Source organism: Marinifilum sp., from assembly GCF_965230805.1.
Taxonomy (GTDB): Bacteria; Bacteroidota; Bacteroidia; order Bacteroidales; family Marinifilaceae; genus Marinifilum.
In genome coordinates this window covers 1198777-1221539 of sequence record NZ_OZ246019.1, presented here as the reverse complement: position 1 = coordinate 1221539, position 22763 = coordinate 1198777, and the positions used below count along the sequence as shown (strand labels likewise).

Sequence of the window (22763 nt, the reverse complement as noted above, 5' to 3'; positions counted from 1 at the left end):
AACGAAAATACACTAAATTCTATTGAAGAGCAAAGTGGAATCTCGTTTTAAACCAATACTAATGATAAAATAATAAGACGCTAAAATAAATTCGCATCAGAGAGATTCGAAAATAAAGTTGGTGGGATAAAATAAAAAAAGAGCCGATGGAGGGACTCGAACCCACGACCTGCTGATTACAAATCAGCTGCTCTAGCCAGCTGAGCTACATCGGCAAATTTTAGAGCCATTGACGAGATTTGAACTCGTGACCTCTTCCTTACCAAGGAAGCGCTCTACCCCTGAGCTACAACGGCAAAGTAACAATTTAAACTTAGCATTGCATAAGTTATTAGAGCCGGTGGAGGGACTCGAACCCACGACCTGCTGATTACAAATCAGCTGCTCTAGCCAGCTGAGCTACATCGGCAATTGTTACTTGCAAAATATTTTAAAGAACGAAAGAAAGCTGTTAAACTTTCTTTTAGTGAGTTGATGAGCCGGTGGAGGGACTCGAACCCACGACCTGCTGATTACAAATCAGCTGCTCTAGCCAGCTGAGCTACATCGGCATTTTTTTTAAACCTAAAAGGCATAAAAAAAGTGGGTAAACAACTATGTCGCACCGCTACAACCACCTACCCTTGCTGCCTTCCGACCCTGGGGGGATTCAGTAGGAGCTGGTCGCATAGTGCTTACCCGACGACAAAAGTAGAAAAAACTTGTTTCCCCACAAATAAAATATTAAACTTCTTCCTTTAATCTCTCCTTGGAATGCGGCAAGCGTTTTATTTTCAGAGTAATAATTTTTCAAAAAAAAGTCATTTTCTTTTCAGTTTTCTTTTTTTACAGTAAAAAAAGCAATTTCCGATTGTATTAATTTAATGTCGCACTCACTTTAATTAAGCTTTTTTAAGAGATGCATTAACGTAAAAACGGATATCTTTGTGTTCGATAAATCACAATTGAATTAAGATGTACTATAGAACTTTATTTAAACATTCTTTTCTGTTCGGAGCCTTAGTAGGTGCTGTATTGATTTTGGCATCATTAACATTTTACTGGAAAGGAGTTTCCATCAATTACAACCCTACCCTTTTATTTATTAACAGAGCTCTTATTATTTTGGGAATTTACATTGGAGTAAGAAAGTATCGCGATGAAGTGTTGTTTGGTGTTATTTCTTACGGACGGGCATTTGTTGCGGGGGGTTTGATGATTGCAGTTGCCTCGTCATTTTATGCATTTTATATCTATATACTTACTAGTTATTTTGATGGTGAGATATTGCAGGAGGCAATAACTTTTACCGAAAAAGGATTGGTTGAGATTGGTTATGACGACGATCAGGTGGAATTATTAATGTCGTTGTACAGCAAAATAACTCCGGAGATTTTTGCCATGAGCCAGTGGTTTGGTAAGGTATTGGCAGGTGTGTTCTTTTCATTAATTGTGGCTTTCTTTTTCAGGCAAAAGAGAAATTTGTTTAATAACAGACCAGTTGATAAATTTAACGATTCAAAAAATCAATAAATATAGGGTATGGATATTTCAGTTGTAGTTCCATTATTTAACGAGGAAGAATCGCTTCCTGAATTGGTGGCATGGATTGATAAGGTAATGACTCAAAATAATTTTACTCACGAAATTATTTTGGTTGATGACGGAAGTAATGATACTTCTTGGGAGGTAATCAAAAAACTGCAAAAAGAGTATTCCGCAATTAAAGGAATAAAGTTCCGACGCAATTATGGAAAATCTGCTGCTTTGTATAGTGGATTCGAAGTAACTAATGGAGACGTTGTAATTACCATGGATGCCGACTTACAGGATTCACCTGATGAAATACCCGAATTGTACCGAATGATTAAAGAGGATGGTTTCGACTTGGTGTCGGGATGGAAACGAAAAAGATACGATCCAATTTCCAAAACCATCCCCAGTAAGTTTTTCAATAGAACCGCTCGTGCCATGTCGGGCATAAAATTACACGATTTTAATTGTGGACTAAAAGCCTACAAAGGAAAGGTAATCAAGAGCATCGAGGTGTATGGTGAAATGCACAGATATATTCCAATACTTGCCAAAGAAGCTGGCTTTGTTAAGATTACCGAAAAAGTAGTGCAGCATCAGGAAAGAAAATATGGGATAACCAAGTTTGGATTAAGCCGATTCATTAATGGATTTTTAGATCTGCTTTCTATAAGCTTCATTAGTAAATTCGGTAAAAAACCCATGCACTTTTTTGGTTTGCTGGGAACATTAATGTTTTTACTAGGTTTTTTTGCTTCGACATGGATAGGCTTTCAAAAAATATACAGCATGAGCAAAGGAGAAATGCCTCCTTTGGTAACCGATAGTCCGTATTTTTATATTGCCTTGGCTACCATGGTTATTGGTACTCAACTTTTCCTTACAGGCTTTATTGCAGAATTGGTTAGTCGCAGTTCTTCGGAAAGAAATACTTATCAAATCGAAAAAGAAATCTAAATACAATTATAAGTTATGAATATTGAATTATGAATTAATTCTCATTCAATACTGTCGATAAAAATAGCGAGCAACTCATGATAAAAGGAGTTATAAGATTTTTACTGCAAATACTTCCGCGACCGTTTTTAATACGCTTAAGTTTGCTGATTAATAGAGTAGTTGCAGTATTTTTGATAGGCAATAAGGTAGAATGTCCGGTTTGCGGAGGAAAGTTTCGCAGATTTCTACCTTACGGATACACCAAGTCAACGGGTAGAGACAATTGTTTGTGTCCAAAATGTTTATCATTGGAACGACATAGGCTAATGTGGCTTTATCTTAAAAATGAGACCGATTTCTTCAATAAAAATATTAAGGTATTACATATTGCACCAGAGCAGTGTTTTTATAAACGGTTTAAAGCATTGCCGAACTTGGATTATACAACTGGTGATCTCGAATCTCCTATTGCCGATGTGCATTTTGATGTGCAAAATATCCCTTTTGCGGATAAAAAATTTGATGTTGTGATTTGCAATCATGTGCTCGAACATGTTGATGATGATGCCAAGGCGCTGAAAGAGTTTAATCGCATTCTAAAGCCGGGCGGTTTTGCAATTTTGCAAGTGCCAATGGACACCAACAATCCCAAGACAGAAGAGGATCCGAATGTTACAGATCCTAACGAGCGAGAACGACTGTATCGCCAGAAAGATCATGTTCGATTGTATGGTTTGGATTATGCTGATCGTTTGTGCATTGCCGGATTTAAAGTTTCCCAATCCAAGTATTCCAATCAGTTTCCTAAAGAGTTGGCAGAAAAATATCGCTTACCGATGAATGAGATTTTCTACTTCAATCAAAAACTATAGAATGAACTCTGATATTCAATTTTCCATAATAGTTCCGGTTTATAATCGCCCGGATGAAATGAAAGAATTGCTGGACAGTCTGGCTAATCAGACTTATAAAGAATTTGAGTTGGTTGTAGTAGAAGATGGTTCTTCTATAAAATCAGAAGAGCTTTGTGAGTCATACCACGATAGAATAAAGATATCATATTATTACAAAGAAAATCTAGGCCCGAGTATTGGACGAAATTATGGTTTGGCCAAAGCAAAAGGGAATTACTTCTTGTTTTTTGATTCGGATTGTATTCTACCACCTCATTACATGCAAACAATCCATAAGGAATTAACTGAGAATTTTGTTGATTGTTATGGTGGTCCGGATGGTGCAATGGATGATTTCTCTGATTTTCAGAAAGCAATTTCGTATGCAATGACTTCCTTTTTTACCACCGGAGGAATTAGAGGAGGGAAGAAACAGGTGCATAAATTTCATCCCAGAAGTTTTAATCTTGGATTCTCCAAAGCTGTTTATAAAAATACAGGTGGATTTCCGGTAACGACAATGCATCCTGGAGAAGATATGGTTTTTGCAATAGAAGTAATTAAAAGAGGCTTCGAAACCCGATTGGTTAGAGATGCATACGTATTCCATAAAAGAAGAATTTCGTTTAAGAAGTTCTACAAACAGGTGTTCGGATTTGGCAAAACTCGTTATATCATATCAAAACATTATCCTGAAACATTTAAGATATTCTTTTTATTTCCGTCACTTTTTGTTTTAGGATCAATTGGTTCTTTGCTATTGGGAATTGTTGCCCACAGAGTATTCGCCTTTCCAATATTACTGTATGCATTTCTTGTACTTGCCGATGCATTAACCAAAACCAAATCTTTTAAAATTAGCATTAAAGCCTTGGTAGCTAGTTTTATTCAGCTTTTTGCATATGGAATAGGATTTTTAGATGCTGTTTGGAAACACAAAATTTTGGGTAAAGATGAGTTCGGGGTGTTTGGGAAAGGGTTTTATGAAGAAAAATAAAGTCTAAATAAGAGTCAATCTATTTTTTATTACCAAATCTGATTTCCAGATATATAATCTATTGTGTTTACATTTTCATCAAGAAAAATATCTGGAGTAACACCTTGATTTTGAAAAGAACCACCAAATTGAGTAAGCTCTTTAGATGATACGTAAAATGTGAAATCTGTTTTGGGAAGTTTGAATGTAAAAAAATCACCAAAGTATTTAATGTGTTCTCCTGATGTGCTTCCAACAACTATTCCTAATTTAGAATCTTTTATAATACCTGAGAATGTTGCAGCAGCGCTATTGGTTCGTCCATTGATTCTTACAAATAGCTTTCCAGTATATTTTTGTTTATTCATATCGGGATAATGAATTAATTGATCAGAATTGGTAACATGTAAAGTGTCTTTTTTTAGGTATTCTATTTGTTCAAAAAAATTAGGTTGACGATTTTTGAAAATTTCTTTTGTGTGGATGTTAATTCTTGTGCGAATTGCTGAATATTGAGAATAAGGTTTACTAGTAAGGTAATTCATTAAACTATCTACGGCACGACTTCTTCCGCCAGGATTATTTCTAACATCAATTATTAATGTTTTGTAGTTCTCTTTTTTGATTGTGTCAAATGATTTCTTAAGAAAAGATATATAGTTTTTATCGCCATAAAAAGATCTGATTGTTATTTCGGCTACCTGATTGTTCTTAGTTAATTTTAGTTTATACAATTGCTCTTGTTTAGGAGGATATTTTTTGTTTCTTAGTTTAAAATATTCATCACTGGTAACAGCATTTATTGAAATAGGTTGACTAGAATTTGGGATCTGTATTTCATATTTAATTGTTTCACTATATAATGCCCAAAAACTCATAGCGAATAATTTTTCCACAGATTTATCACCACATTCTCTTCCCTTAACTCCAACAATATCCCTGATATCCCTCAATAGTTTCATCGAGTTTTTAGAATTAATGGACAAAATTTCAATACCCTCTAATCTATCGCTTATTGTATTGCCGAAATACCTATTGAAATACAATTTGTTATTATTCACACTAACACTGAAAGGCATTGTTAAACCACCGTCTAACATGTATTTTTTCCTTTCATCATATGGGAAATTTACTCTGCTGTGAGTGTCATTTATCTCTGAAAGTAACCTGGATATTAAGATATAACTTTCAATTCGTGATAAACTGTCTGGTAGATTACTTGAAGTGTTATCGCATCTATTACTCCATAAGTTGTAATTGGAAATATCTAATAATTTAGGGTGAGTGTTAGCAGTTTTCTTTTTTAAAAAATTTATATCAGATATTATTCCATTTCTGGAAATGTAGGATGAATGTATTTCTTGCGCATATATCTGAGTTGAGAATAAATAGCAAATTAAAGTGTTTTAAGTTTCATACTAAATTATTGAGGTAAGATAATATAATAAATGACCATCTGGGAAGTTTTTTGGATGATCATTTACTATTAGAATTTAATATTTCGCCTACTCTAAAACCTTTTCGGCAACCGGTATATTTAATGATATGTTTTTAGGTGTAAACAATGGCACAAAGTTTAAAACACATCTGTAATAGTATTTTTGAGTTTATGCAGTTTTGTACCATTAAAATTACTCTCTCTTTAAGACCTTTCAAGTAATCCCAATTTCTCAAGCAGTTGAGTTTGCTTTTTCAATGCAATGCGGGCAACCTTTTTATCTTTGCTGAGGAGTCATCATTCTGAATTTAGGAACGACCATTCCGCGTGGAATGATCGTTCCGAAATTACAACATAGTTATTCTTAAATCCGACTCAAGAACCACTATACATTACATACAATTTACCCTTTTGTGTATTCTGAAATGAACACATCTTAAAAATAGATTGGAATTGAATGCAAAACACCTACACAAAAGAGTAGTTTTCAATTTTTGTTAATAACATCAGGAGTTGATTAAATAGAAATCAGGAAATGTCTTAAGACTCTTATTGGTAGCTATTTTATAGATGATGTTAGTACATAATCCACCAATAAACCACGATGCAGGCGACAATTGCGGAGGTGAACTTTTACCTTTTTCCTCCTTATACATTTCTAATGCTTCTTGCAGCCATGATAAATTCATGTTGTCAGGTGCATTATTAAAAATGTGCTCAACAATTTGAACTTCGGCATGTTTATAGTGGGGTACAATATTCTTTAAAGTGTTTTCTTTATTGGTAACAACAAATGTGCAGGCCGTCCAACCCAAGTTAAACGGATGCAAGATAGGAACATTATATTTTAGGCAGATTTCGTCGAATACCAAGGGAGCATCAGAATTAAAATCAATTGTATTGATGGCAATGTCGCTGCTTTTTATAAACTGATCGCAATTCTCTTTGGTAAGATAAACATTGTAACAATTGATATTTGCGTTGGGATTTATTTTTTGCAAACGGCATTTTATCGATTTGGTTTTGGATTCATAAATATCGGCAAGTGTATAATTTTGTCGATTTAAATTCGATAATTCAACCTTATCCATATCGCAAATGGTGATGTTTTCGAAACCTAATCGAAGTGCACATTCAGCAATATTGCTCCCTAAACCAGCGCCAGCAATCAGAATTCTAACCTTTTTAATACTTCTTTGTTCTCTTTTACTTATATAAATTCGATTTCTTTGATACATAGTTAATTTTTATTAAAAACCCGGATCCGTATAAAAATAATGTCGCAGTTTGTACTGATTTTCAGTAGGGCTGTTCTCAAATCTTTACAGGAATAAAGGGATTATTCGTGTTGGATTTGAGGAAATTTATACCAAAAGTATTCTCATTTTAAAAAAAGTCATCGCTATAGAAGATATTTTTAAACGAACTTGGGTTCATAGTAAGTAAATAGATTTTTAATTGGCAGTGTGAATAGAAAGTAATTATTGGAATGATTACACCTGTAACAGGTGTTGAATTAAGCAGAGTGTAAATCCATATGGTGAAGGTCGAAGCACAGATTTTTATTGTCGTTTACAAATTGATTAACCCCCATGCCGGTGTTTAGAATTGGAAGTGTTTCGGAGCCTAAATAATATTTTGATTCTTTTAGTGCTGCTGATTGAATGCCCATTAACTTTAACTTTTCGAATAACTTTTTATCGCACTCTGCAATCGCAATATTATCAGGTTTTTTACTGATGTGTTGAAATGAATTTGCAAGTAACATTTTTAAATAGGTAATTCTAAATTTTCGAAGATAAGGATCGCTGATAATTTTTTTCTGGTCGATTGCAAAACGGCCAATATGCCATACTTCAGAAGGAGTGAAAGGAAGACTTTGAAGGACTTCTTTTAAATCGATTTTAAAATCTTCTTCGATTGGAAGCTTTGTAATTCCATCCCATTTTTGAGCTTTGATAGAGCCAATAATTTCATGGTTTCTATTTTTTATGGCATAAAAGTGTGATGATGAATAGCTTTCTAAATCGAGTGTTATGGTCTTGATTAGTTCGTAGTAATTAATCGTATTGGTTTTGAGGTGAAATTCTTGATTAACTTTAACTATAAAATTACTTATTTTCACCAAATTTTCCTCTGAAACCAACCAGAGTGAGTAGTTCCCAAAGTCGCATAATAATGTATCCATATCAATTATAGATTAATGTTAATTGCAAAGATTTGAGTTCTGTAAATTGGATTCAACTACCAAAAAGTGTAGTTTTAGATTAGGTTCGTGTATTGGAAATGTTGTTTTGTCAAAAAGAAGCGTATGGATACAGTAGAAAGGTTTTTTGAACCAGTAAGGAGAGATGGATATTTGGGAGAGGACAATTACTTACTCATAAAACAGTACATAATGGCTCTTCAATCCGTTTCAAAGTTGATTAACCTGGGATTCTATATCATCGATTATAATAGGCAGAATTTTACCTATGTTTCAGATGATCAGTTGTTTCTTTCTGGCTACAACCAGGAAGAGGTTTTGAATATGGGATATCAGTTTTATTCGAAGGTTGTTCCACAGGACGATTTAATGATGTTAATGGAAATGAATGAGAAAGGCTTCGATTTCTTTTACAACTTGCCAGAGGAAAGAAGAGATAAAGGTTATATATGTTACGATTTTAGATTAAAAAGAAAAGATACCGGGAATGAGATTTTAATTAATCATAAACTAACTCCTTTAATTTTAACCGAAACAGGAAATATTTGGTTTGCCTTGTGTCTGGTTTCTCTCTCGGTTTCCCAAAATCCTGGGAATATATTTATTGTATTACATGATAAAGGGGAGAGGTACAATTACAATAAAAAGCGCAAGCAGTTCGAATTGATAAAGCAAAAATTACTTTCGGATAGAGAAAAAGATGTTTTAAGAATGTTGGTGCAAGGATGCACTGCCTGTCAGATTGCTGCAAAGCTTTTTATTTCGGAGGATACCGTGAAATTTCACAAAAGAAATATTGTAAAAAAGTTGAATGTGAAAACCACAATGGAGGCTATTTACTTTGCTACCATCAACAAGATTGTTTAAACCAAGTAATTCGCACATTAATTAGAATTGCTTATTCTTTCTTCCAGAAATTGAATAATTTCGTTTTTCTGATCGGGATGAAACCAATGGATTTCTTCATCTCTACGAAACCACGAAAGTTGTCTTTTTGCATACCTGCGAGAGTTACGTTTTATTAGTTCAATTGCTTTCTCTAAACTGATTATTCCTTCGAAATGCTCAAATAATTCCTTGTATCCAACCGTGTTGAGTGAGTTATATTGACGATATTCAAATACCGATTTGGCTTCTGCAATTAATCCTTCTTTAATCATCACATCAACCCGACGATTAATACGATCGTACAACTCCTCACGATCTCTATTTAAACCAATTTTCACAATATCGAAACTTCTTTCCTTTCGGGAGTTGGTTCTAAGTTTGGAGTATGGTTTACCTGCCATCAGGCAAATTTCTACTGCATGAATCACTCTTTTGGCATTCTTTAAATCAACTTGATTGTAAAAAACCGGATCGAGTTGTTTTAATTGCATACGCATCGATTCTAATCCTTCTTGTTTATATTTTTCGAAAACTACTTTTCTTAGTTCCGGATCAATGCTTGGAATTTCATCAATTCCGTTGCACACAGCGTCAATATACATCATGCTTCCACCAACCAAAAGAACTTGATCTTTTTCGAGAAATAGCTTTTCGAGAAGTTGCAAAGTTTGCTTCTCACACTCCCAGGAGCTAAAGTAATCGTGTATTGAATGGGTATGAATGAAATGATGTTTTATTGCAGCTAATTGCTCGGGTTCGGGCACGGCAGTACCAATCCGCATTTCGCGATATACCTGCCGGCTATCCGATGATGAGATTTCGGTTTTGTAATGTTTGGCAATGCTGATGCTTAAATCGGTTTTACCAACTCCGGTTGGACCAAGAATGACAATCAAAGTCTTGGACATGGGAACAAGGCTAATTGAAAATGTTATAGTATGTCCTCGTAATCGTCGAGGTTTTCGAATTCAGGACCATCCTTAAATTCATCATCAAAATCAGTAAGGTAATCATCGTTTGTTTTAGGAGGTTCTGGACTAATATCAAGCTGAGAAAAATCCAATCCTTCAAAGTTTTCTGCATCCATTATTATTTGGGCAGGGGCATCACCTTTGCTTACAATGCACAATGGATATTTGGCATTAGACTTGGAAATGCCTTTTTCGACTAGACTAATATTGAAAAATCTGTCAGAAAAGAAATCAAATACATAAATTAAATTTGGATGATCTTTAGAAACAAATTCACGAATCATAGCAACATCCATTGCCACTACATTCATATCATCATCTTCTTCAGTATTCATTTCGAACAGTGCAATTTCCAAGCCTCTTTCACCTTCTGCTCCAATTTGATAAAATGAAGCCATTTGAGAACTATCGTAGCCTATCGATTTCTGAAGTGTATTATGAAATTCAAGATAGGTTTGTTCGTCGCCAATTTCAATTTCCCTTTCAAAATCTTCTACCTCTGAAGATGTAATTTTAAATCTATATATCATGGTCTAATTTTATTTTTGTTAAGAAATGCATTGTGTCAACATCATCCGCGTACTCCCAAAGTTGAGGTGTCTGAGCTTTCCCAAAAGGGATTGCTTTACTCAAAACCGTTCCTACAATGCATTGTATTTTATCGGAATCTTGTTTTAACTTGAGCTCTATATCGTTAAGTTCGGAATAAAATTCGTAGTACACAACTCCTACCGGCGAAGCAATATCTTTATTCTCTGTAAGTAACAAAAAGCCATTGTCAAAATGATTGATCTTATTCATTAATAGCAAGGAGCGTTGGTACTCATAATTGTTGGCATACTTAGAGTGGTCAATAGCAAAAGCAAAACCTGTCCAATGCTCAAAAAGTTGTTTGACATCGTATCCCTCAGGCAAATAAAGTTTAGAAACATTCCTGCAACCCAGGCCAAAATACATGAAAATATCATCTCCTAAAGCGTGAATTTCTTCACTGCTTTCTTTCCCCGAAATTACAGCAACCGCATTTCTGTTTTTTCTGATTATATTCGGATATCTTGAAAAATATGCATCAAAATATCTTGCAGAATTGTTACTTCCGGTTGCAATTAATGCATCAAAGCCAATTGAGTTGTTTAATTGTCCGATGTTAAACTGGATTAATATTTCAAATTCAGGATTTATATGAATCAGAAGTTTTGCAATGAAATCAAGCAACTGATTGTCTTTTGACGATAATTTACCAATAAATGTATGCCCACATAGTAACACGCACATCATATCATGAAAACCAACCATTGGGATATTTCCAGCCATGATAACCGCAACCTTAATGCCTGTACTTTCTCCTGCGGTATCGTATGATTTAAGCCATTCTTCAATATTTGATTGGTTTAAAAAATGACAAATACCGCTTATTGATGCTCTAACATGTTTGGGGGTAAACCAAAGGTTTTCAACTGACACTTTTGCTAGTAAAACGTTAAAATCTTCATAAAACAAATCGTTCAAACAATTTTCTTTTTTAAGGGATTCTGCCTCTGAAAATTGCTCTAAGAATTCGCCTAGCTCAACAAAAGCTTTAATTCTTTCACTTATATTCATGCTTGCTTATCTGGATTGCACCAAATGATTATTTTTGATCGATGCAAAGATAAGAATTGTATGGTATTAATAACCTGAGTTCGATTAAAAGTGTATCTAACAAATAACTAGCTTAATATCTGTTTTAAAAAGTAATTTCCGAATATCAGAATCAGACTCAGGTAGAATGATAATTTCATTATTGTTACCAAAGACTTAGACTGTACTTTTAGCTGAATAAAGAATGATACGAGTGTAATTAAGATTGGTAGAAGTGCAGGATATATTTTAACGGATTCCCAGATATTGCCTCGAAGTAATTCGACAAGTGCAGATTGAAAACCGCAACCCGGACAAGAAATCCCAAAGTATTTTTTGAAGGTACATTGGAATTGTATTTGTTCCAACCAATTAATGAGTTTTTGCCACATGCTTAAACTTTTGATTGTAATTTAATTAAATCAAGAATAAAAAAAAACCGATGCATGTTGCATCGGCTAAACTCATATTTGATAGGATTACAGATCTCTTTTCTGGTATAAAGTATCTTCCATATCCATTTCGTCGAATTGCATGTATTTGTAGATTTCCTCTTCGTGAGGTTCAATCTTTTCTTGGTACATTTCCATATACTCTTTGCAACTTGGTAATTTACCCATTACGGAAACAATAGCTCCAAGTTCAGCAGAACCCAAGTAAACCTGAGCACCTGTACCCATGCGATTGTTAAAGTTACGAGTTGATGTAGAGAATACGGTTGCATTATCCGGAACTCTCAATTGGTTACCCATACACAATGAACAACCAGGAGTTTCAATACGAACTCCTAACTGAGAGAAACTTGAAAATGTTGCTTCTTCTTTCAACACAGCAGCATCCATGCGTGTTGGAGGAGCCATATAGGTTCTTACTTTATCTGATGGTGTTAACCCTTTCCATACTTGTTCACAAGCACGGAAGTGTCCAATGTTCGTCATGCACGAACCTATGAATACATCCTGAATTTCGGTATTTGCTACTTCAGAAAGTAATTTTACATCATCCGGATCGTTAGGACAACATAGAATTGGCTCAGTAATTTCAGCAAGATCAATCTCGATTGTTGCAGCATATTCAGCATTTTCATCTCTTTCTATTAGCTCTGGATTTGCTAACCATTTGTTGCAAGCATCAATACGATTTTGTATAGTTTGTGCATCCTGGTAACCCATCTTGATCATTGATTCCATCAAGGCAACATTTGACTTTACATATTCAAAAACGCGCTCTTTTGATAACTTGATACACCCAGCCGCAGCCGAGCGTTCAGCCGTCGCATCTGTCAACTCGAATGCTTGCTCAACAGTAATGTTTTCAAGACCTTCCATTTCGATAATCTTACCATTGAAAATATTGATTTTATTTTTCTTAGGAACAGTCAATTGTCCGTTTTGAATGGCAAAATATGGAATGGCGTTTACCACATCGCGTAAAGTAACACCTGGGTTCAACTTGCCTTTGAATTTAATTAATACCGATTCTGGCATATCCAATGGCATGAATCCTAAAGCACCAGCAAAGGCAACCAAACCAGAACCAGCAGGGAAAGAAATACCCAATGGGAAACGAGTGTGAGAATCACCTCCTGTACCTACTGTATCAGGAATCAATAAACGGTTCAGCCATGAGTGAATTACACCATCACCTTGCTTCAATGGCACACCTTTACGTTCCGAAATGAACTTAGGCATACTTTTGTGCATTGCCACATCAGTTGCTTTAGGATAAGCAGCAGTGTGACAGAAAGACTGCATGAACATTGGCGCTTCGAACTTCAAACATGCCAACTCTTTAATCTCATCACGAGTCATTGGGCCAGTTGTGTCTTGAGATCCAACGGTTGTCATTTTTGGAGCACATGATGTTCCAGGTAACACACCCTCAACACCACAAGCTTTTCCAACAATTTTTTGGGCCATTGTGTACCCCTGGTTTGGTCTTGGTTCAGGATTATTTGCAACAGCAAAAATATCACAAGAAGGCAACCCTAATAAAGCTCTCGATTTCTCGGTTAAAGCTTTACCAATTATTAAAGGAATGCGGCCTCCGGCACGATACTCATCAGATAAAGTATCAGGAGCTAAAGTATAAGTTGAAACTACTTCACCATTGCGAGTAATCTCACCTTTTACATTGTTGATAATGATTTCATCACCTGTGTTTAATAAGGAAACATTTGTAGTGATTGGTAATCCCCCTGAATCTTGAGTCGTATTGTAGAAAATTGGAGCAATTGCTCCTCCAATTACTACACCTGCAGTACGTTTGTTTGGAACAAATGGAATGTCCTCACCAATGTGCCAAAACAAAGAATTGGCAGCAGACTTACGCGAAGAACCAGTGCCAACTACGTCGCCAACAAAAGCAACTTTGTGTCCTTCTTTTCTCCATCGGGCAATGGTTTCGATTCCATCCTCGAAACGACCAGTACCCATTGACAAAGCATGCAAAGGAATATCAGGGCGAGTAAATGCTTGTGATGCAGGTGAGAAATCATCAGTGTTGATTTCACCTTCTACTTTGTAGACTTTTAGTTTGATTTCTTCTGGTAGTTCTTCCCGAGAAGTAAACCACTCTGCCTTAGCCCAGGATTCAATCACACTTTTGGCTGCTGAATTGCTTTTGGAGAGTTCAGCTACTGTTTTAAAAGCATCATATACAAGTATGATTCCCTTTAGAGCTACAGCTGCGTCACCTGCTAGCTCTTCGTCTTTTAATGCTTCAACCAATACCTGCACATTGTAACCGCCCATCATAGTTCCAAGAATTTCAATTGCTTTTTTCTTGCTAAGCAGTGGCGATGTTACTTTGTTTTTAAGAATCTTACCTAAGAAATCAGCTTTGACCTTTGTTGAATCATCAACACCAGGAGCAATTCTTTCGGTAAACAGGTGAAGTAAAAAGTCTTCTTTTCCTTGAATAGGATTTTGCAATAAATCACATAGATCAGTTGTTTGCCCGGCACTCAAGGCTAGGGCTGGAATACCTTTGGCATTCCTAGCCGCTTCATGTTTTAGGTATTGTTCTAACATTTTCTTTCTGAAATTGTTGTTTAGGTAATTTACGTTTAATAATGGAGAATTATTTCTCTAATTGCGAAGCAAACATATGGTTTTTCTGATTATGTGATACTTTTAGAAATAAGCTTTATTTTATGTTTTAGGGCATAAAAAAAAGCTCCCTTTTAAAAGAGAGCTTTAAGCATGTATTTTGTATGGATTATTTTACAGTTTCCATGTATTCGATTAATTCGCATACTTTAGTAGAGTAACCCATTTCGTTATCGTACCATGATACAACTTTAACGAAAGTTGGAGATAACTGGATACCAGCACCTGCATCGAAGATAGAAGTTCTAGGATCTCCAACGAAGTCGTTAGATACAACAGCATCTTCAGTATATCCAAGTACACCAGCTAATTCACCTTCTGATGCTTCTTTCATAGCAGCACAGATTGCTTCGTAGTTAGTTTCTTTTTCTAAGCGAACGGTTAAGTCAACTACAGATACATCTGGTGTTGGAACACGGAAAGACATACCCGTTAATTTACCGTTCAAAGCAGGGATTACTTTACCTACAGCTTTAGCAGCACCAGTAGAAGAAGGAATGATGTTTTGGCCAGCACCACGTCCACCTCTCCAGTCTTTCAAAGAAGGACCATCAACAGTTTTTTGAGTAGCAGTGGTTGCGTGTACAGTAGTCATTAAGCCTTCAACAATACCGAATTTGTCGTTCAATACTTTTGCAACAGGAGCTAAACAGTTAGTAGTACAAGAAGCATTAGAAACGAAAGTCATGTCGTTAGAGTATTCTGTGTTGTTAACACCCATAACGAACATTGGAGTATCATCTTTTGATGGAGCAGACATTACTACTTTACTAGCACCAGCATCAATATGACCTTGAGCAGTTTCTTTTGTTAAGAAAAGACCAGTAGATTCTACTACATACTCAGCTTTTACGGCACCCCAGTTAATATCAGCAGGATTTCTTTCAGCAGTAACGCGAACTACGTTTCCATTTACAACTAACTGACCATCTTTAACTTCAACTTCTCCTTCGAATTTACCGTGAGTAGAATCATATTTTAACATGTAAGCCATGTAATCTACATCGATAAGGTCGTTAATAGCTACTACTTCGATGTTACCTTTTGCAACAGCCTGACGGAATACGAAACGTCCGATACGGCCAAATCCATTGATACCAATTTTAATCTTTGACATTGTGTATAAATTTTAATTTATAAACCCTTTGTTTCTCAAAGGCAAAAGTATGTATTTTAAAAATATTTTGTATAGAAATAATAAAAAAAAAACAAGATATTTTTAAGGGAGTGTGTTGTTTAATAATCATTTAATCAGATAAATACAGCTGGTTAAAACGATTGCAATTGTAGTTTATAAGCAAAAAAAATCTCAATAAATTGAGATTTTAATTGTGATTAAGCTTTTTTAACAGTTGTGCTTGTATCTGCTTTTGTATATGCGGGGCATTTTTTGTCAACAGCACAAGAACTCGCAAATAATCCTAGAAGAAATATAACGGCTATAGCATAAAGTGTTTTTTTCATCGGTAATAAGTTTATGATCGAGATTAAGTTTAAAATTTTGCAAAAGATATAAAAAAAAGTTCTAATTGCCGTTTATTACAATCTTATGCTTGTATTTTCGTTGAATTAAGAATTTAATAACATGAGTTTGTTTATAAATTTTTGCAAAAACACAGTTGAACACTTCAATGATTTATTCTAAAGATTCTGGTATATTTAATATTGCGTATGAAGAAAGTTTTCATTCTTGCTATTTATATTTTTTGGGGTATGATTCCGGTTTTATCACAAAATACAGTGCACTTAAAGGTGGTGGCAGATGATGAAATGGAATTCAAGCACAAGTCGCTGCAAAGAATTCAAGGCAAGTATTCGGGGATACCGGATGCTGTAAACAAACTGAGCCATAAGATTGATAAGTTAAGAAGAGCAGGCTTTTTGGAAGCAAATGTGGACTCATTGCAAACATTTCTTGACAGTTTGATTGCCTATGTTCATATTGGAAACAAGTACACATTTAAAAGAGTTTCTCACAAGGGAATCAATCCGAATGATTCGATGGCTTTATCGATGAGTATAAGAAAGTCAAGGCAGATACACTTTGATGAAGTCAGGGATTTTCAAGAAAGAACTATCCGGAAATATAATGATGAGGGATTTCCATTTGCAAGGATAAGCAAGGATGACATTCAAATAGACAGATCGTGCATTTCCGGCAAATGGAAGATTGAAAAAGGTCAATATGTTGAATGGGATAGTTTAATAATGAAAGGGAATTTTAAGGTGAATAAAAAGTTTCTAATCAGACATTTAAATATCGAACCTAATAAACCCTACCATGAAAGCAACTTTAGAAAGGTTTCGAGCAAATTAGATGTCTTAGGCTTTTGTGAGGAGATTAAACCGGCCGAAGTGGAGTTTATCAAAAACAAGGCGATACTTTATACTTATTTGGAAAAGGAATTGTCAAATCGCTTTGACGGAATACTTGGCTTGCAGTCAGGTCAAGGTGAAGAGGAAAATGTATCGGTAACTGGTGAAATCAATCTGAAGCTTCAGAATTCATTCAGGTTTGGAGAAGAGATTTATTTGAATTGGAAAAAATTTGATTCCAAAAGTCAGGACTTATCTGTGGGTTTTATGCATCCATATTTTGTTGGAAATACAGGTGTGGATTTTAATTTTGAACTGTACAAGCAGGATACTACTTTCCTTACAACACATTTACAAATTGGATTAAGAGTGTTTCAGAAAGGAAACCGACATGTGAAACTATACTATAAACTCCGATCATCCTCCTTAATTTCTACGTCTCATTTGTTAAGCATTAACGTTTTACCCGATTACGCTGATGTAAAAACAAATGTTGGTGGTCTTGGTTTTACTTATTCCAATCTGGACTATCCTTTTAATCCGAAGAAGGGTTGGCAACTTGATTGCTCTTTAGGTGTTGGCATTCATAAAGTCAAAAAGAATAGTAAAATTCCGGAGCATTTATACAACGACATCGAATTAAATGGCACTTTGTTTAGTTTTGAATCCAATGCGCAATTTAATCTGCCAATCTGCAATAAAATAAGTTATAGAATTAGTAATAAGATTGGAATACTAAATGCAACAAACTTGTTTGAGAATGATTTGTTTAGACTCGGAGGACTAAAAAGCCTGCGTGGATTTGATGAGAATTCGTTTAGGGTTTCGAAATACACTTCGTTAAGCAATGAGTTGCGTTTTATTCCCGAAAGGAATACAAGTTTTTATTTATTCACTGATTTTGCATTCTACGAAAGTAAAATACAGGCTTCGAGTACGAGTGATTATCCGCTTGGGCTGGGTTTTGGCTTAAACTTTGCAAGCAAGGCGGGAATATTTAGTTTGAGTTACGCACTGGGTAAGCAGGAGAACCAGAATTTTAACTTTCGAAGCGCAAAAGTTCATTTCGGATTTGTTAGCAGATTCTGATGTCAATTTTAGACCAGTTTCATGGGTTTATATTTTTATCTATTTGCCAGATGGAAGCCGCTAGTTCAAAATAATCATTATCGGGAGGGTTTAATTATTTTAATCCTGTTTGTTTCATACTGATAGTAATAGAAAAAGCAAAAGACCGGAAAATTGCTCTCACGGTCTTTGCAAACATCAAACTTCAAATTATTAGCCGCGATTCTTATCAGTACTTTGATTTTATAATCGTTTGGTCAAAACTATTAATAAAGTTTAAATTCCGCATACGTTTGAAATAAGTTTTACAACATGTTGCAAACGTTTTAAAAAAAATATAGGCGAACTAAATTAAAACGAAAACTGCCTGGTTTTTATTTGTTTTCGGATTCTATCTTTTTAAAGCAATGGTATTTCTAGGCTTTCTTGCGCAAACCAATAAGTAATAAGTAAAAAGTAAGAATGGAAATCGCAGTAATTAGGCAGGCAATGCTTACCGGTAATCTGTTGGTTAATAAACTGTTTGTGATTAAGATTAGCACAGTTGCAATAGGAATCCCAAACAATAATGACTTTGTGATTAACTGAAAATTTGATTTGTTTGCCATCTCAACAAGAGCTTCAGTAGATTCAGGATGGATTTCAAAATCTTTAATCGCTTTCGAAAAGGCATTTAGTTCCTCATTGTAATAATTCTCTTCCGTTTGGGATCGGTAAAAACCTGAAGTTGTAAATTTATAATTTGCATAGATGTTGTAATCAAGTCTTTCTTTTTTAATTATTTCTATATCAACTTTAGTTTTCCATTTGGTTGGGTTCAATGATGTCATATTTCCCCAGATGCTACCACGCATAAATACCATACCTGTTGCATTAGCATCCTTTAGCTCATAACCTCTTACTTCGTAAAATTTTATGATGTCGGAAACCAATAACTTTTTGTTTCTTTTGATGTTAAAGCCGATTAACTTTTGCATGATTGGTTAGGGATATCGTCAAATTTATTAAAAAAATGTTCTGACCACAAAATTGTTTTTGTTGATGAATTTTAAGGATAGTGGAATTGAATTGGGTTAAGTTAATAACTTATCAATATTTACAAGCTGTATTTTATTGAGAATAATTCATAAATGTTTGTTATGTATCACCTTTGAGCTTTTACAATAATTTAAGTTTTAATAGAAAAATGTATCAAAATAAGCTATTTTCAGTATACAGATATCGAAGCCTGATTCTCGAAATCTATTGCTACTACTTATGATGAACAATATAAACCCTAAAGTCGAAAAGAATTTACAGAAATTTAATGAAAACGGAGTGGATGTTCGAAAGCTGCTATTTGGTGCTGTCGAGATGCTACGTGATTTTAGCTATTTATCCAACTGCCCGTGTTATCTTACAGACTATACAGGTAATATCACTCCCAAGCCATCTGCTATTGGATTGGATGGGATCACTGGTCGGATAAATAAAGGGTTCGACCAAATTTTAGAAGAGTTCAATTCGAACTGTGCAGAATCAAGAGATTATTATGAGTTTACTTATCTTGAATATACTAAAGCGGTTTCCATACCCATTATGCTGAGAGGTAAAGTTTTTGGATTTGTTGTTTATGCTGGATTTGTGATCAAAGAAGAGCTTAAAGGAAAGAAACTTGATTTAGATAGAATTGTTTCAAAGAGAAGGGCAGATCTTAATTTACAGAGGGCATTAAAATTTGTAAGTATTTTGTCCAACCAAATAACCGTGGCTTACGAATTGAATTTGCAGATGAAGCAAAATCTGGAATACTCAGAAGAGTTGCGTATGCAGAAAGTCTTTTTTGAAAATCTATTTGAAAATTCACCAGAGGCCATTGTAATTCTTGATAATCAAGATAGGGTGATTAGAGTGAACAAGGAGTTTGAAAAACTTTTTGAATATTCAAAAGAAGAGGTTTTATCGAAGTTAATTAACGATATTATTGTACCTGAAAACTTTAAGGAAGAAGCAATCTCATATACAAAGCAGACTTCACAAGGTAAGTTTTTGGATGTTACTACGATTAGGCAAACCAAATATGGAAAACAGATACATGTTCAAGTAACCGGAAAACCCATTTTTCTGGATAACGAGAAAATCGCCGTATATGCTACTTATCGGAATATTAACGAAAAGGTTTGGAATCAGATACAGGAGAAGATTATTTATGAGACTACTGATCTGTTAAATTCTGCTCCAAGTCAAATAGATTTGGTTCAAGGCATTGGTAAACTGTTACGACCAGTTATTGGAACAGGAGAAATGTTTTTGGAATTGATTTCGCCTATGAAAAAATACTTACGACTTTTTAGTCAAAGCTCTGGTGAATATAGAAATCTCGCTTTCTCTGAATCAGTCAGTTCTTTGGTATTAAAAGAGAAGAAAATGCTAAATCTGGACGAAAGTCAGATAAAAGATCTGGCTGGGAAGAATGAGTTATCGCTTTCAGAAATACCTAAACGATGGATTGGCTTCCCTTTAATTGATAATGATGTAGTGCTGGGTGTTTATGGAATTTCTTCGTTTGGAAGTCCTATTAACCCGGATGCAGACACATTAAAGTTATTAGAACTTGTATCCTTGCAGATTGCCACTGGAGTAAGCAGAAGAAATAAGGAATTGGAGTTAAAGACCTTGTATCGATCTATGGAACAAAGTCCTGCTTCAATTGTAATTACCAACCGATACGGTGATATAGAATATGTGAATCCCAAATTTTGCCAGGTTACAGGGTATACAGAAGAAGAAGTAATCGGAAAGAATCCTCGGATATTAAAATCTGGATTTACCCCTAAGAAAGTTTATGAGCAAATGTGGAGGAATTTGGTGCGAGGACAAGAATGGAATTGCGAATTTCTGAACGTTAAAAAGAACAAAGAACTCTATTGGGAAAGGGCAAGTTTTTCGGCCATTAAAGATGATTTTGGAAAGATTACCCACTACATGGCTACAAAAGAAGACATTACAGATCGCAAGCAATTTGAAAAGGATTTAATGGAGGCAAAAATTCAAGCTGAAGAATCAGACCGAATGAAATCAGCTTTTCTTGCCAATGTTTCTCACGAACTAAGAACACCTTTAAACTCTGTAATAGGATTTTCAAATCTTTGTAACAATAAGATGAGTGTTGACGAAATTCTTGAATTTGTTCAACTTATTAATAAGAGCGGAAATCAGCTTCACGAAATTATCGAGGACATCTTAAAATTTACCATGATAGAATCGGGAGGAATGGAAAGAAGAGATGACGAATTTTTATTGGATAACTTTTTTGAAGAGGTAAAAAGCCAAGCCATTGAAAAACGCAAATTGGAGAATAAAGAGCGATTGGAAATTAAGTTTGTTCCTGATACGAATTTTAATAAAGTTCTGATAAAAACAGATTTTCAGCGATTGTTGAATGTTGTGATGAATTTGTTTAAAAATGGCTTGAAGTTTACCAATGAAGGATATGTTGAATTTGGATATAAGATTAGTGGTAAAACAATAAATCTGTATGTGAAGGATACCGGAGTTGGGATAGAACAAGATAAGAAGGAAATTATATTCGACCGTTTTAGACAAGTTGACGATTCAATAACAAGAACATTCGGAGGAACAGGAATGGGTTTGTCCATCTCAAAGAAAATTATGGATATGTTGGGAGGCAGAATCGAAGTGGAATCGGAGCTAAACAAAGGATCAACATTTAGTGTGTTTCTGGATTGTATTTTGTCAACTGAAAAACCAAAGCATAAAATGAGCGATAAAACTGCAACAGAAATAGATGATAAACCTACCATATTGGTGGCTGAGGATGAGCTTTCGAATTTCAAATTAATTGAAGCAATCTTAAAACGAAGCAAGTACAAGGTGATTCATGCAGAGAATGGAGGAGAGGCTATTCGAATTTGTAAAGAAAGAGGATCTGAAATTGACCTGATTTTAATGGATATGAGAATGCCGGAAATTGATGGAATGGAGGCAACACTCGAGATTAAAAAGTTCTATCCGGAAATGATCATTATTGCACAAACAGCTTATGCAATGAATGGCGATAAAGACAGGGCTCTTGAAATTGGTTGTGACGATTACATTTCAAAACCAATAAAAAAGGAATTGTTACTCGATAAGTTAAAAGATTTTATAAAAATAGCTTAAGACTCATTTCTGCTATTCATTCACCTTTCAACATTATTATTTAACGTGAGTTCGACGTAAAATTCTATCCACAGAAAGTTATATTTGCGATAGATTTGCATTAAAAATTTGGAAAGAATAGCGGGCTATTTTGAGGAATTTTTAATGTGAAGATGTTGTAAAGGGAACTTTCCATTATGTGTTTGCCTGCTTTCGGCATAAATTTCCTCAAATCTTCTTGAAATATCCCGATATTCCTTCGAAAATTTGAGAAAATTTCTACTCAAAATCAGATCAAACTGTGAACGAATTTTACGTCTAACTCACGTTATTTAAGCTTTTAACATTACCAACCGAGTTTTCTATGGTATTTCTTGTGCTTTTAATGTTAATGGCTGAACTTTTCACATTAAAACTTGAGCTATGAACGTTTTTAGCTGAGCTATGAACGTTAAAACTTGAGCCGTGAACGTTCCTGGCTCAAGTTTTCACGTTAAAACCTGAGCTTTTAACGTGAAAAGCTCAACTTTTAATGAAAAACCATGCTTTTCTACCCTCAAAGGACAGCAAAAAACATCAAAACTTAAGCTCGTAACATTAAAACCTCACCTTTTTACGTTACGGGTTCACTGTTTAACGTGTAAAGCTCAGGTTTTAATGTGAAAAGTTCAGCTAAAAACGTTAAA

17 protein-coding genes, 4 tRNA genes and 1 other RNA gene are annotated in these 22763 nt (G+C 34.8%); 7 read left to right on the top strand and 15 right to left on the bottom strand.

Annotated elements, in window-relative coordinates; all coding sequences use genetic code 11:
- Positions 1 to 141: 141 nt before the first annotated feature.
- From ACO05S_RS04750 to ffs, 5 genes are all read right to left on the bottom strand, one after another.
- Positions 142 to 215, bottom strand: a tRNA-Thr gene (locus ACO05S_RS04750).
- Between the two features lie 9 nt (positions 216 to 224).
- Positions 225 to 296: transfer RNA gene (locus ACO05S_RS04745), tRNA-Thr, on the bottom strand.
- Positions 297 to 335: 39 nt separating this feature from the next.
- A tRNA-Thr gene (locus ACO05S_RS04740) sits at positions 336 to 409 on the bottom strand.
- Positions 410 to 477: 68 nt separating this feature from the next.
- Positions 478 to 551, bottom strand: a tRNA-Thr gene (locus ACO05S_RS04735).
- 30 nt (positions 552 to 581) lie between these two features.
- An RNA gene (gene ffs, locus ACO05S_RS04730) (signal recognition particle sRNA small type) lies at positions 582 to 680 on the bottom strand.
- 274 nt (positions 681 to 954) lie between these two features.
- On the opposite strand from ffs, the gene ACO05S_RS04725 reads away from it, so the two are divergent.
- The 4 genes from ACO05S_RS04725 (at position 955) to ACO05S_RS04710 (ending at position 4341) form a co-directional block, all read left to right on the top strand.
- Positions 955 to 1512, top strand: coding sequence for a DUF4199 domain-containing protein (locus tag ACO05S_RS04725; protein ID WP_421920384.1), 558 nt, complete (start codon positions 955 to 957; stop codon positions 1510 to 1512).
- 9 nt (positions 1513 to 1521) lie between these two features.
- Positions 1522 to 2469 carry a glycosyltransferase family 2 protein gene (locus ACO05S_RS04720; RefSeq protein WP_421920383.1) on the top strand — a complete coding sequence of 316 codons (948 nt, stop codon included), beginning with the start codon at positions 1522 to 1524 and terminating at the stop codon, positions 2467 to 2469.
- A gap of 77 nt (positions 2470 to 2546) precedes the next feature.
- Complete coding sequence (locus tag ACO05S_RS04715) at positions 2547 to 3323, top strand: class I SAM-dependent methyltransferase (RefSeq protein ID WP_421920382.1); 777 nt, start codon at positions 2547 to 2549, stop codon at positions 3321 to 3323.
- A gap of 1 nt (position 3324) precedes the next feature.
- Positions 3325 to 4341: a glycosyltransferase gene (locus ACO05S_RS04710; RefSeq protein WP_421920381.1), complete on the top strand. Its 1017-nt coding sequence runs from the start codon at positions 3325 to 3327 to the stop codon at positions 4339 to 4341.
- Positions 4342 to 4370: 29 nt separating this feature from the next.
- Here ACO05S_RS04710 and ACO05S_RS04705 read toward each other — a convergent pair whose 3' ends face one another.
- From ACO05S_RS04705 to ACO05S_RS04695, 3 genes are all read right to left on the bottom strand, one after another.
- Positions 4371 to 5282 carry a S41 family peptidase gene (locus ACO05S_RS04705; RefSeq protein ID WP_421920380.1) on the bottom strand — a complete coding sequence of 304 codons (912 nt, stop codon included), beginning with the start codon at positions 5280 to 5282 and terminating at the stop codon, positions 4371 to 4373.
- 982 nt (positions 5283 to 6264) lie between these two features.
- Positions 6265 to 6996, bottom strand: coding sequence for a ThiF family adenylyltransferase (locus ACO05S_RS04700; protein ID WP_421920379.1), 732 nt, complete (start codon positions 6994 to 6996; stop codon positions 6265 to 6267).
- A gap of 278 nt (positions 6997 to 7274) precedes the next feature.
- Positions 7275 to 7946: a hypothetical protein gene (locus ACO05S_RS04695; RefSeq protein WP_421920378.1), complete on the bottom strand. Its 672-nt coding sequence runs from the start codon at positions 7944 to 7946 to the stop codon at positions 7275 to 7277.
- Between the two features lie 123 nt (positions 7947 to 8069).
- Between ACO05S_RS04695 and ACO05S_RS04690 the strand changes: the two genes are divergently transcribed.
- The gene (locus ACO05S_RS04690; protein WP_421920377.1) at positions 8070 to 8831 is read left to right on the top strand and encodes a response regulator transcription factor; all 762 of its coding nucleotides are present in this window, start codon (positions 8070 to 8072) and stop codon (positions 8829 to 8831) included.
- 17 nt (positions 8832 to 8848) lie between these two features.
- On the opposite strand, the gene miaA is transcribed toward ACO05S_RS04690, so the two are convergent.
- The 6 genes from miaA to gap form a co-directional block, all read right to left on the bottom strand.
- Positions 8849 to 9760 carry a tRNA (adenosine(37)-N6)-dimethylallyltransferase MiaA gene (gene miaA / locus ACO05S_RS04685; protein WP_421920376.1) on the bottom strand — a complete coding sequence of 304 codons (912 nt, stop codon included), beginning with the start codon at positions 9758 to 9760 and terminating at the stop codon, positions 8849 to 8851.
- A 23-nt stretch (positions 9761 to 9783) separates the two neighbouring features.
- On the bottom strand, positions 9784 to 10353 hold the full coding sequence (locus ACO05S_RS04680; protein WP_421920375.1) for an IS1096 element passenger TnpR family protein: 570 nt from the start codon (positions 10351 to 10353) through the stop codon (positions 9784 to 9786).
- Positions 10343 to 11425 carry an acyl-CoA reductase gene (locus ACO05S_RS04675; RefSeq protein ID WP_421920374.1) on the bottom strand — a complete coding sequence of 361 codons (1083 nt, stop codon included), beginning with the start codon at positions 11423 to 11425 and terminating at the stop codon, positions 10343 to 10345. The genes ACO05S_RS04680 and ACO05S_RS04675 overlap by 11 nt, the downstream gene beginning before the upstream one ends.
- Before the next feature lie 107 nt (positions 11426 to 11532).
- The gene (locus tag ACO05S_RS04670) at positions 11533 to 11835 is read right to left on the bottom strand and encodes a DUF2752 domain-containing protein (protein WP_421920373.1); all 303 of its coding nucleotides are present in this window, start codon (positions 11833 to 11835) and stop codon (positions 11533 to 11535) included.
- Between the two features lie 87 nt (positions 11836 to 11922).
- Positions 11923 to 14475 carry a bifunctional aconitate hydratase 2/2-methylisocitrate dehydratase gene (locus ACO05S_RS04665; protein WP_421920372.1) on the bottom strand — a complete coding sequence of 851 codons (2553 nt, stop codon included), beginning with the start codon at positions 14473 to 14475 and terminating at the stop codon, positions 11923 to 11925.
- Between the two features lie 187 nt (positions 14476 to 14662).
- Positions 14663 to 15670: a type I glyceraldehyde-3-phosphate dehydrogenase gene (gene gap / locus ACO05S_RS04660; RefSeq protein ID WP_421920371.1), complete on the bottom strand. Its 1008-nt coding sequence runs from the start codon at positions 15668 to 15670 to the stop codon at positions 14663 to 14665.
- 554 nt (positions 15671 to 16224) lie between these two features.
- Between gap and ACO05S_RS04655 the strand changes: the two genes are divergently transcribed.
- Positions 16225 to 17958, top strand: a complete 1734-nt coding sequence (locus ACO05S_RS04655; protein ID WP_421920370.1) for a BamA/TamA family outer membrane protein — start codon at positions 16225 to 16227, stop codon at positions 17956 to 17958.
- 395 nt (positions 17959 to 18353) lie between these two features.
- Here ACO05S_RS04655 and ACO05S_RS04650 read toward each other — a convergent pair whose 3' ends face one another.
- A complete protein-coding gene (locus ACO05S_RS04650) occupies positions 18354 to 18914 on the bottom strand; it encodes a hypothetical protein (protein ID WP_421920369.1) in 561 nt (186 codons plus the stop codon).
- Between the two features lie 280 nt (positions 18915 to 19194).
- Here ACO05S_RS04650 and ACO05S_RS04645 point away from each other — a divergent pair, with 280 nt between their 5' ends.
- Entirely contained in the window at positions 19195 to 22098 is a 2904-nt protein-coding gene (locus tag ACO05S_RS04645) for a PAS domain S-box protein (RefSeq protein WP_421920368.1), read from the top strand.
- Positions 22099 to 22763 lie beyond the last annotated feature (665 nt).